The 11,445-nt window shown below is 74.4% G+C and carries 7 protein-coding genes and 2 pseudogenes; all 9 read right to left on the minus strand.

The window, feature by feature from the left end:
- Positions 1-13 precede the first annotated feature (13 nt).
- A complete protein-coding gene (locus tag B0I33_RS29505; RefSeq protein WP_106182610.1) occupies positions 14-3,379 on the minus strand; it encodes an error-prone DNA polymerase in 3,366 nt (1,121 codons plus the stop codon).
- A gap of 5 nt (positions 3,380-3,384) precedes the next feature.
- Positions 3,385-3,543 (minus strand): hypothetical protein, encoded by a 159-nt coding sequence (locus B0I33_RS30140; RefSeq protein ID WP_181193504.1) that lies wholly within the window; start codon positions 3,541-3,543, stop codon positions 3,385-3,387.
- Positions 3,543-5,150: a DNA polymerase Y family protein gene (locus B0I33_RS29510; protein ID WP_245901200.1), complete on the minus strand. Its 1,608-nt coding sequence runs from the start codon at positions 5,148-5,150 to the stop codon at positions 3,543-3,545. Before B0I33_RS29510 ends, B0I33_RS30140 begins: the two co-directional genes overlap by 1 nt.
- Entirely contained in the window at positions 5,147-5,869 is a 723-nt protein-coding gene (locus tag B0I33_RS29515) for a hypothetical protein (protein ID WP_245901203.1), read from the minus strand. Before B0I33_RS29515 ends, B0I33_RS29510 begins: the two co-directional genes overlap by 4 nt.
- Before the next feature lie 434 nt (positions 5,870-6,303).
- Positions 6,304-7,872 (minus strand): bifunctional phosphoribosylaminoimidazolecarboxamide formyltransferase/IMP cyclohydrolase, encoded by a 1,569-nt coding sequence (gene purH / locus B0I33_RS29520; protein ID WP_219927287.1) that lies wholly within the window; start codon positions 7,870-7,872, stop codon positions 6,304-6,306.
- 3 nt (positions 7,873-7,875) lie between these two features.
- Positions 7,876-8,487 (minus strand): annotated as a pseudogene (purN, locus tag B0I33_RS30260) (phosphoribosylglycinamide formyltransferase); the annotation flags it as partial.
- Between the two features lie 125 nt (positions 8,488-8,612).
- A complete protein-coding gene (locus B0I33_RS30145) occupies positions 8,613-10,196 on the minus strand; it encodes a cell division protein PerM (RefSeq protein ID WP_106182612.1) in 1,584 nt (527 codons plus the stop codon).
- 160 nt (positions 10,197-10,356) lie between these two features.
- Positions 10,357-11,115, minus strand: a complete 759-nt coding sequence (locus B0I33_RS29530; RefSeq protein WP_106182613.1) for a DUF5336 domain-containing protein — start codon at positions 11,113-11,115, stop codon at positions 10,357-10,359.
- Positions 11,116-11,328: 213 nt separating this feature from the next.
- Positions 11,329-11,445: pseudogene (locus tag B0I33_RS29535) on the minus strand (succinate--CoA ligase subunit alpha); the annotation flags it as partial.

Genomic DNA, 11,445 nt, shown 5'->3' on the forward strand with positions numbered 1-11,445 from the left:
GGCCGGGTGGCCGTCACCGGAAGTCCCGGGAGGGCTGGGTGATCCGCATCGGCAGGTGCTGCAGCCGGTCGGCCCGCAGGCTCACCACCCCGTCGGCCTTCTCGACCACCCCGCGCACGAGCAGAGCCGCGCTGGAACGGGCGATGCGGTGGTAGCGCCGCCAGAGCCCGGCCGTGCAGATCACGTTCACCATGCCGGTCTCGTCCTCGAGGTTGAGGAAGGTGACCCCGCCCGCGGTGGCCGGGCGCTGCCGGTGGGTCACCGCCCCGCCGACGAGCACCCTGCTGCCGTTCTGCGCGTCGAGCAGCCGCCCCGCGGTGACCACACCGAGGCGGTCGAGCCGGTCCCGCACGAACTGCGTGGGAAAGCTGTCCGGCGACACCCCGGTCGCCCACACGTCGGCGGCGGCGAGATCGAGGTCGTCCATGCCGGGCAGGACCGGCGCCGCCGCGCCCGCCCCGCTGCCCGGCAGCTTCTCCGGGCGCTCCTGCGCGACCGCGCCCGCCGCCCACAGCGCCTTGCGGCGGTCCGGTTCGAAACAGCCGAACGCACCCCCGGTCGCCAGCGCCTCGACCTGGGCGGTGGTGAGCCGGACCCGGCGGGCGACGTCGGCCATGTCGCGGAACGGGCCTCCCCGGTCGCGTTCGGCGACCAGCCGCTCCGCGAGTTTCCGGCCGACGAGCCGGACGCCGCCGAGGCCCAGCCGCACGGCGTGGCCACCTCCGCCCTGCCCCAGCGGCTCGAGCGTGGGGTGGGACAGGCTGGCGTTGACGTCGGGCCCGCGCACGGTGACGCCGTGCCTGCGGGCGTCCGCCACCAGCGACTGCGGCGAGTAGAAGCCCATCGGTTGCGCCCGCAGCAGTCCCGCGCAGAACGCGTCCGGGTGGTAGCGCTTGAAGAAGGCACTGGCGAACACGAGGTAGGCGAAGCTCAGGGCGTGGCTCTCCGGGAAACCGAAGTCGGCGAACGCCCGCATCTTCGCGAAGATGTGTGCGGCCATCTCCTCGCCGACCCCGTTGCGGGCGGCGCCCTCGGAGAACCGCCGCCGGAGCCGCTCCATCCGGCGGCCGGACCGTTTGGCACCCATGGCGTGCCGTAGCTCGTCGGCCTCCGCCGCGGTGAAGCCGGCGACGTCGCGGGCGATCTGCATCATCTGCTCCTGGAACAGCGGCACCCCGAGCGTCTTGCCGAGCGCGCGCCGCAGCAGCGGGTGGTCGAAGTCCCACTCCTCGCGGCCGGTGTAGCGGCGGATGTACGGATGCACCGATCCGCCCTGGATCGGGCCGGGCCGGATGAGCGCCACCTCGATCGCCAGGTCGTAGAACTTCCTCGGCGCGAGCCTCGGCAGGGTGGCGAGCTGTGCCCGGCTCTCCACCTGGAACACGCCGATGGCGTCGGCCCTGCGCAGCATGGCGTACACCTCGTCGTCGGTGAGGTCGAGGTCCGCGAGGTCGATCTCGACGCCCTTGTGCTCCCGGACGAGGTCGAGCATGTAGTGCAGCGCCGACAGCATGCCCAGCCCCAGCAGGTCGAACTTGACCAGGCCGACCGAGGCGCAGTCGTCCTTCTCCCACTGCACGACGCTGCGGCCGGGCATCCGCGCCCATTCGATCGGGCACACCTCGCTGACCGGCCGGTCGCAGATCACCATTCCGCCGGAGTGGATGCCGAGGTGCCGGGGGAAGTCCTCCAGTGCGGCCGACAGGGCCAGCACCGGCTCGGGGATGTCGTGGTCGTGGTCGTGCTGGGTCTCCGCCAGCGGGCCCCACCGGTCGATCTGCTTGCTCCACGCGTCCTGCTGCCCCGGCGAGTGGCCGAGCGCGCGGGCCGCGTCGCGCACGGCGGACCGCGCGCGGTAGGTGATCACGTTGGCCACCTGCGCGGCGCGGAGCCTGCCGTGCTTGCGGTAGACGTACTGGATGGCCTCCTCCCTGCGATCGGCCTCGATGTCGAGATCGATGTCCGGGTAACCGTCGCGGTCCGGGGCGAGGAAACGCTCGAACAGCAGGTTCCACTTCACGGCGTCGACCTTCGTGATGCCGAGCGCGTAGCAGACGGCGGAGTTGGCGGCCGAGCCCCTGCCCTGGCAGAGGATGTCGTTGCGGCGGCAGAACTCCACGATGTCCCACACGATCAGGAAGTAGCCGGGGAAACCGAGGCGCTCGATGATGCCGAGTTCGTGGTCGAGCTGCCGGTAGGCCCGGGGATGGCGGGCGCGGGACCCGTACCGCTCGGCCGCGCCCCGGTAGGTCCGCTCACGCAGGTAGCTGGCCTCGGTGTGCCCCTCCGGCACGTCGAACGGCGGCAGGTCGGGGGCGACCAGGTGCAGCTCGAAGGCACATTCGGTGCCGAGCAGCGCAGCCCGCTCGACGGCACCGGGGTAGCGGGCGAACCGCTCCGCCATCTCCCGCCCCGAGCGCAGGTGGGCCGTGCCCGCCGCGGGCAGCCAGCCCGCCATCTCGTCGAGGCCACGCCGCGCCCGGACGGCGGCCAGCCCGGCGGCGAGCCGCCCCCGATCCGGGGTGGCGTAGTGCACCACGTTGGTCGCCACGGTGGGCAGGTCCAGCTCGGCGGCGAGGGCGGCGAGCGCGTCGTTGTCCGCCGTGTCGGTGGGCAGGCCGTGATCGGTCAGCTCGACGTACACGTTGCGCGCGCCGAAGCGGTCGGCGAGCGCGCGCAGTGCCCCGGCGGCCGCGCCGGGTCCCGCCTCCGCCAGCGCCCTGCGCACCGCGCCCTTGCGGCAGCCCGTGAGGACCACGCACGTGCCCGCCACCTCACCGGCGACGGCGTCCAGGTCGTACACCGGCCTGCCCTTCTCCGCCCGCTCCCCGGCGGGGGCGGTGAGGTGCTCGCCCTCGTGCCCGGCGAGTTGGCCCGCCGTGATGGCGCGGCACAGGCCGGCGTAGCCCTGCCTGCCCTTGGCGAGCAGCAGCAGGTGCTCGCCCTCCGGATCGGCGGCCCCGTTCTGCGGCGCGGACAGGCCCAGGCTGAGCTCCGTCCCCAGCACCGTGCGCACGCCCAGCTCGCGAGCGGCCTCCGCGAACCGCACGACCCCGTACATGCCGTCGTGGTCGGTGAGCGCGATCGCGTCGAGCTCCAGCCGGGCGGCCTCCTCGACCAGCTCCTCGGGGTGGCTCGCGCCGTCCAGGAAGCTGAAGTTCGAGTGGCAGTGCAGCTCGGCGTAGGGCACCCGGGCACCGGCGACGACGGCACCGCCGTGGTCGGCGGCGCGCGGGCGGGCCAGATCCGGCGGACGGGCGTAACCCGTCCGGTGCCGGGTCCACGCGGGGCTGTCGTTGCCGTCGCCGGGCGGATCCGGCCGCCCGGACAGCGCGCGTTCGAGCTGCCGCCAGGGAACCGGTGGGTTGTTCCAGCCCATCGTGGCTACCCGAGGTTCTCCGGCGACCTGCGGGGCAGCGGGATCACCACGGGGTGGTCTTCCCACTCGCCCCGGCCCGTGGCCGCGCGCGCCGCACCGTCGGCGGAGGCGGGCATCCGGATCTCCGGCCACGACCCGCCCGGCCCGACGTTGTCACCGTCCACTAGTCGTACACCCCTTCCACTGTCCACAACGGACTTCGATTGGCTCGCCAGACCAGCAGCAGCGCGGAATCCGGTTCGTCCGGCTCCGCGCCCGCCAGCACCACCTGCAGCCGGGCGAGGTCCACGTCCCCGCCCGGGGCCCACCAGCGCGCCTGCACCGGCCACGGACCGGCCCAGGCGAGCACCCTGCGCGGCCCGCCACCGTTCACCGCGACCTGGCAGGGGGCGCCGGTCATCCGCTGCCGGTCGGTGATGTCCACGTCGGCTCCCGCGGCGTCGGTGACGGAGGCGGGCAGCGGGCGCTCGTACACGGTGGCGGGGGACGGTGCGGGCAGCCGGCCCGGCCAGGGCGCCGCACCGTCCCCGGACGGCGTGCGCCGGTCGCCCCAGGGCACCAGGCGCACCCGCTCGGCGGGCCCCCGCCCGCCCTCCAGCACGGCGGTGAAGACGCTGTCCGGCCCGAGCAGGCCCTGCACGTGGATCATGGCCCGCCCCGCCCGGTCGGCCTCGGGGGTGTGCTCCCCGCCGGAGCCACCCGGCCAGAGACCGAGCTGCAGCGAGTGGCCCTCGACGACCTCCTCCGGTTCCAGCCGCAGCACGGCGACGCCCGCGGTCGGCCGGGTTCCCTCCCCCGCCCGGAGCCAGCTCTCGAACTGCCAGCGCACACGGTCGGCGATGCCCTGCGGGGTGAGGGGTTCCGCGCACCGCCAGGCCCTGCCGAGCTCCTCCCCGTGCTCGGTGGTCGCGTGGATGCCCAGCCGGGTGCAGGCCAGCCCGTGCGCGGCGAGCCCGGCGTGGAACCGCGCGGCCAGTGCCTTCGCCATGAAGGCCGCGGCGTCCACCCGGTCGAGCGGCGGGTCGAAGCTCTCCGTCGCGGTCAGTTCCGGCGGTGGCCGTCTCCGGTACGGCGGGCGCTCGTCACGACCGCACGCGAGCCGGTGCGCGCGGAGTCCCGCCGCGCCGAGGCGGGACAGCACGTCCCGCTCGGGCAGCGCGGCGAAGGCACCGAGCGTGCGCAGCCCGAGCCTGCGCAGCAGGTCGATCAGCTCCGCCCGCTCGGAGCCGGGCTGGTCGAGCTCGGTGATCGGCAACGGGGCCAGGAACTCGGCGCTCGCTCCCCTCGGCACCAGCGCGGAGCGGTGCGCCGCCAGCGTCGCGGCGAACAACCCGTCCGCGACGCCCACCTGGCACTCCACGCCCGGGTCACGGGAGACCTGGTTGACCAGCAGTTCGGCGAGCCGGGACTCCCCGCCGAAATAACCCGCCGCGCCGTCGGCGGGCACGGCGACCAGGCCTGGCCGCACGACCTCGACACCGACCACCAGCTGCTCCACCGCCGCGGCGACGGGTTCGAACAGCCGCGCGTCGCGTCCGGGATCGTCGGTGAACACCACGAGCTCCGGGCACCGCGACTGGGCCTCCCGGCGGCGCATGCCACGCCGGACACCCGCCGCCCTCGCCACGGCCGAGCACGCCACGACCCGGTTGGCCGAGAACACCGCGGCGGGCAGGTGCGCGGGCACCCCGGCGGCCAGCCCGGCCGCGACCACCGGCCAGTCCGGGCACCACATCACGAGCATCCGCACCGGGCGCACGAGCCGGGTCATCCCACGCGCACCCCCTCCGCTCGCTCGGCCCGCCCAGCCCGCTCCGGGGGAACGGCGGGCAGGCCGCGCTCCCTCCGCCCGGGCTCCACCGGCGCCACCCCTCCACCCGGGCCCGGCAGGAGCACGGCCGCCCGGAGGGGCCGGGCGGCCGCACCCCGCCCCGTCGTGCTCACCACGGCTTCCCGCTCCCGCAGGCAGCCGTAGCCGTCCTCCGCTCCGGACCAGCGAGTGGGGCCGCACCGCAGCTCCACCTCCGCACCCGGCCACGGGCCGAGGGACAGCAGTACCGCGCCGCGGTGCCGGGCGCGGGCGGAGAGCCGCCGCGCCGTCCGGAACTCCGCCCGCCCGCGCGGTGCCGCAGCCGCCACCAGGTCCATCCCGTCGAGCAAGGCGGCCGTCGCCGCGGCGAAGTCCGCCCCCGGCCGGGGTACCAGCGCGAGCCGGCTCACCTCGACACCGAGCTCCCCGGCGGCGACGACACCCAGGTGCGGCAGCCCCACCACGGCCGCCCAGGCCCCGTCCGCCGTCGCCTGGGCGAGCAACGCCAGGAGCAGCGACGTCGAACCGTGGACGGCGACCGTGCTGCCCCGGCGCAGCCCCCGGGAGGGCAGCAGGCCGGCCAGCGCGGGGAGCACGGGCAGGACCTGCCCCGTGGCCTGCCCGTGCTCCGCCGGAACGGCGACACCGCTCGCCGTGCTCACCCCAGGCAACGCCGCCAACCGCGCGACGGCCGCGTGCCGGTCCCCCGCACCCCGGGACCCTGCCGCACCCGGCCGCCGCGCGGCCTGGAGCTCGGTCACCACTCCGCCCGGCACCGGTGTCACCTCCCCTCACGACGGCACGAGCACGGTCCGCGCCGGTCGCGCGCACCGCGTCATCTCATCGCTCGCCGCGGGGAAGACGGCCAGCGTTCGAACACATGTTCGATATCGCCAGTGAACCGCGCGGGGGCCGCGCTGTCAAGAAGGGACACGAGTGGGCACCTCGTGCCGAGACACCGTGTCCGCCATCCAGGGACACGTGTCCGCGAGTTGAGTACGCGCGTCCGCGAGTTGGGTACGCGTGTCCGCCATCCAGGGACACCGGCCCGGCACAGACCGCGGACACGCGTACCCAGACGGCGGACACGCGTACCTAGACGGCGGACACGCCGTCAGTGGGCGAAGTGGCGGGTTCCGGTGAGATAGAGGGTCGCGCCGACGGCCTCGGCGGCCGCGATCACCTCGGCGTCGCGCACCGAGCCGCCCGGCTGCACCACGGCCCGCACCCCGGCGTCGAGCAGCACCTGCAGGCCGTCGGGGAACGGGAAGAACGCGTCCGAGGCCGCCACCGAGCCCTTCACCCGGTCGCCGGCCCGCTGCACCGCCAGCCGCGACGAGTCGACCCGGTTCACCTGCCCCATGCCGACGCCGACCGTGGCGCGGTCGCTCGCCAGCAGAATCGCGTTGGACTTCACCGAGCGCACCGCGCGCCACGCGAACACCAGGTCGGCGAGGGTGGCCTCGTCGGCGGCCTCCCCGGTGGCGAGCGTCCAGTTCGCGGGGTCGTCACCGGGCGCGTCGATCCGGTCGGACGTCTGCACGAGCAGCCCGCCGGAGATCGGCCGGAGCTCCAGGTCGTCCGGCCCGTCCAGGGCGGGCAGCCGGAGCAGCCGGATGTTCTTCTTCCTGCGGAGCACGTCGAGCGCCTCCGCGTCGAAGTCCGGGGCCAGCACCACCTCGGTGAAGACATCGGCGATCTGCTCCGCGGCCTCCAGGCTCACCGGCCGGTTGGCGGCGATCACCCCGCCGAACGCCGACACCGGGTCGCAGGCGTGCGCCTTCCGGTGCGCCTCGGCGATGTCGGTGCCGCTCGCGATGCCGCACGGGTTCGCGTGCTTGATGATCGCCACGGTGGGCTCGGCGAAGTCGTACGCCGCGCGCCGGGCCGCGTCGGTGTCGACGTAGTTGTTGTAGGACATGGCCTTGCCGTGCAACTGCTCGGCGTGTGCGAGGCCCTCCCGGTCGCCGCGGTACACGGCGGCGCGCTGGTGCGGGTTCTCGCCGTAGCGGAGCACCTCGCCGCGCCGCCAGCCGGCGCCGAGGAAGTCGGGGAAACCCGAGTCGTCGGCGGGCGCGTGCACGCCGGCGAACCACGACGCCACCGCCGTGTCGTAGGCGGCGGTGTGCGCGAACGCCTCCGCGGCGAGCCGCCTGCGCTCCGCCAGGTCGAAACCGCCGGCCCCGACGCGCTCCAGCACCTGGTCGTACCTGGCCGGGTCCACGATCACGGCCACGGAGCCATGGTTCTTCGCCGCCGCGCGCACCATCGCGGGCCCGCCGATGTCGATGTTCTCCACGCAGTCCTCCGGCGTGGCGCCGGACGCGACCGTCTCCGTGAACGGGTACAGGTTGACCACCAGCAGGTCGAACGGCGCGATGTCCAGAGTGGACAGCTGCTCGGCGTGCTCGGCGTTGCTCCGGTCGGCCAGCAGCCCGGCATGCACCCTCGGGTGCAGCGTCTTCACGCGGCCACCGAACGACTCGGGGAAGCCGGTGACCTCCTCGACCGGCGTCACCGGAACACCCGCGTCGGCGATGACCCTGGCCGTGCCGCCGGTGGAGACGATCTCCACGCCCGCGGCGTGCAGCCCCGTCGCCAGCTCCAGCAGACCGGACTTGTCGGAGACGCCGATCAGCGCGCGCCGGATGGGCCGCTGCCCGGAACCTGGAGACTCGCTCACTCCGAAACTCACCTTTCGTCCGTCCACCGTGCACCCGGCACGGCCCAGCTTCTCGATCACGTCCACGAGCAGCCCGCGCTCCACCGTCTTGATCCGCTCGTGCAGGCCGTCCTCGTCGTCACCCGGCTCCACCGGCACCGCCTCCTGCGCGATGATCGGGCCGGTGTCCACGCCCGCGTCGACGAAGTGCACGGTCGACCCCGTCACCTTCACCCCGAGCTCGAGCGCGTCGGCGACGGCCCGGATACCCGGAAAGGCGGGCAGCAACGCCGGATGCGTGTTGATCACGCGGTTCGGGAAGCGGTCCAGGAACCGTGGACCGAGGATCTTGAGGAAGCCGGCGGAGACCACCAGGTCCGGCTCGTGGGCGGCCACCGCCGCGGTGAGCGCCTCGTCCCAGGACGCGCGGTCCGGGTGGTCGGCCATCCGGACCGTGAACGCCGGGACACCGGCACGTTCGGCCCTGGCCAGCGCCGCGACACCGGGGCGGTCGGTACCGACGGCGACCACCGTGGCGGGATAGCCCGGACGGGCGGCCGCGTCGAGCACCGCCTGCAGCAGGGTCCCCGAACCCGACGCGAGTACCACGAGCTTCGCCGGCACGGGCAGCTCCAACCTGCTAGCCAGAACGCTCTCCTCGGTAGGGCGGTGCGCTCCCACGCACGGCACTCGACCTGGTCAGCCCCACCCTAGACGCCCGGAAGTCGATCTTGACCACGAGGTCGGAGGGCGAGGCGGGTTCAGCGCTCCGAACGGTCCGCCTCCGGATCCGGCCCCTCCCCGGTGTGCCCGGGGATCCCAGACTCGCCGGTGTCCGGAGTCTCGTCGAGGTCGTCGAAGTCGTCGTCCTCCGGTTCCTCCGGTTCCTCCGGTTCCTCGGGTTCGTCCGGCTGGCCTGCGGTGTCCCCGGTGTCCCCGGGCGGAGGCTCGCCGTCCGGCTCGGCCTCGGGGTCTTCCGCGTCCTCGGGATCTTCCGGAAGCTCCCCGGCAGCGTCCTCGGCGGTGTCCTCGGCAGCCTCTTCGGCCGTGTCGGTGTTCTCGCCGGTCTCGCCGGTCTCGCCGGTCTCGGGGGTCTCGGGGGTCTCGGGGGTCGTGGTGGTCATGGTGGTCGCCGCGTCCCCGGGCCGCTCCGGCTCGGACCGGCTCCTGACCCGCGGCCGCCCGGGACCGGCGAACCAGGCCACCAGCCCACCCGGCACCGCGATCCAGCAGAACGCGGCGATCGACGCCAGGCCGACGGGGATCGCGACCGGATCGAGCTGGCCCTCGCCGAGGCGGCCCCCGGCGAGCGTGCCGAGCAGCACCACCCCGAAGCCGATCACCGCACCCGCCACCCCGACGGTGCGCAACCGGGCGACCGGATCGTCGTGGGCCCGCCGCAGCGACCAGCCGACCAGCGTCCCGGCGACCGCGGGCAGCACCAGGAACGCAGGCCACCACGCCGCCTGCTGTTCCGGCAACGCCGCCAGCAGCGGCATCCCCGGCACCGGGCCACCGGAGAAGGACAGCGGGCTCATCGACACCGAACCCAGCTGGAAACCGGGGCCGGTGGCGAACCCGAGCGCCAGCACCACCGCGTTGGGCACGTATCCCAGCGCCAGCAGCAACATGCCGAACCCGCTGCCCGGCCCCGGGGCGTGGTCCGCGAAGAGCTGCCGCATGGTGGGCACCGAGAACGCGGTGCCCACCGCCAGCAGCAGCGCGCCCCCGGCGAGGAGCGTGGCGAGCCCGAGAGCGCCGGCCCGCAGACCGTGCAGGGCCAGCGGATCCAGGTACCGCCTGGCGGCGGTGAGCAGCCCGCACGGCCGCGCGATACCGAGCGTCGCGGCCGCGCCGGCCACGAGCGCGGGAACCAGCAACGCGGCCAGCGGCCCCACCGTCAGCGTGCTGTCGTCCGACAGCAGGGAGATGGCCGCACCCGTCACCCCGTGTGCACCGGCGATGACCCCGATCAGGGTGCCGCCCTGGGCCGGTTCGGTGTAACGCAGTCGCTGGGCCGCGGCGGCCGCGGTGCGCGCGACCAGCGCGACGACACCGGCCGTGGGCAGCAACGGCAGCAGCCCGAGCGGTACACCGCCGATCTCCACGGGGACCTGGTAGGCGGCGAGCCACCCCGGTGCGGCGGCGAGCAGAACACCGGCAGCGGAGAAGTGCGCCTGCGAGGCGATGGCCGTGACCAGCGCGAACAGCGCCGCGACGGCCGCGTAACCGGTGACGAGCGGGCTGAGCGCCGCGGCGAGCAACGCCCGGGCCCTGGCGGCGCCGGACACGTGCTCATCCGCACCGGCGCCCGGGCGGGGCGAAGGCGAGGTGAGCAGGCGCATGTCCCGCACCTTCGCACCCGCGTTGCGCCGTCCGGGTGAGGCACGCCGCCGCCGGGGGATGAGGCCTCCCACACCCACCCGGACGGGGGGCCAGAACCGCGGGCGCCGGGCCGTTCACGGCGAGTGCCCGCCGCCCGCGGTACGCGGGGTACGGCGGGCGTCAGCTGCCGGGCTGGCCGAAACCGCCGGGCGGCGTGCCCGGCTTCTGCTGCTGACCGCCCTCCCCCGACTGCTGCTGGTGGTAGAACTGCCCCTGCTGCGAGGCGTACTGCGTCGGCTGCTGGCCCGGCTGGTTCACGGGCTGGTTCACCGGCTGCGCGAACTTGGTCGGCTGCTCGCCACCCTGCTGCTGAGGCTGCTGCTGCCCGTACTGCTGCTGCCCGAACGGACCGGGCTGCTGCCCGTACTGCTGCTGCCCGTACGGGCCCGGCCCGCCGTAGGGCGCGGCCTGCGGTGCGGGCGGCTTGAGGATCCCCACGTCGAACAGGTAGACGACGACCGCCGCCAGCAGCTGCAGGATCCCGAAGATCAGCACCAGGATGCCACCGGCCTGCAGGTCGTTCGCGTAGAAGACGGTGAACAGGTACGGCAGCATCGCCGCGGCCGCGAACGCCGCGGGCCACACGCCGGGCTTCTGGTCGCCGGGCAGGATGTTGGACGCCGCGGTGATACCGCTGAGCAGCAGCAGGCCGGGAACCCAGCCGAGGCCCACCTCGTAGAAGTTGCTGTCCGTGTCGGCGTTGACGAACCCGAGGAAGAGGTTCAGCACGCCGACGCCCGCGATCGCCAGGTACAGCAGTTCCGGAAGGCCGAGCTTGGCACCACCGCCGGTCGACGGAGCCGCGCCCGGATACGGCTGCTGCGGCTGATGCGGGCCCTGCCCCGGGAATCCACCCGGCGCACCGCTCGGGAAGGTCATCCGTGTTCTCCTGTCGTGTTCTCGCCACCTGGCCAAGGGCGGGCGGTCACTGGTAACGGAACGTTAGCGCACCACGGCGTGACCGGCCCCGGGTCTACGACGTTCCGCGCCCCGGATTAGTTCCTGCCGCACCCGGAGCCTGCCGTTCCGGAAAGCGCACGAGGCCGGGCACCACGATGCGGTGCCCGGCCCCGGCGCGTGCCGTCCCCGGCCTCACAGAGCCTTGTACAGCTCCCTGGCGAGTTCGGCGGTTTCGCTGGGGGTTTTGCCGACTTTGACGCCGGCGGTTTCGAGGGCTTGTTTTTTGGCTTCGGCGGTGCCGCTGGAGCC

This window comes from Prauserella shujinwangii, assembly GCF_003001955.1.
In the GTDB taxonomy this organism is placed as follows: domain Bacteria; phylum Actinomycetota; class Actinomycetes; order Mycobacteriales; family Pseudonocardiaceae; genus Qaidamihabitans; species Qaidamihabitans shujinwangii.

Coding starts and splice junctions, on each gene's coding strand:
- B0I33_RS29505 (WP_106182610.1), bottom strand. CDS start 3,379: ATGGGCTGGAACAACCCACCGGTTCCCTGGCGGCAGCTCGAACGCGCG.
- B0I33_RS29510 (WP_245901200.1), bottom strand. CDS start 5,150: ATGACCCGGCTCGTGCGCCCGGTGCGGATGCTCGTGATGTGGTGCCCG.
- B0I33_RS30145 (WP_106182612.1), bottom strand. CDS start 10,196: ATGCGCCTGCTCACCTCGCCTTCGCCCCGCCCGGGCGCCGGTGCGGAT.
- B0I33_RS29530 (WP_106182613.1), bottom strand. CDS start 11,115: ATGACCTTCCCGAGCGGTGCGCCGGGTGGATTCCCGGGGCAGGGCCCG.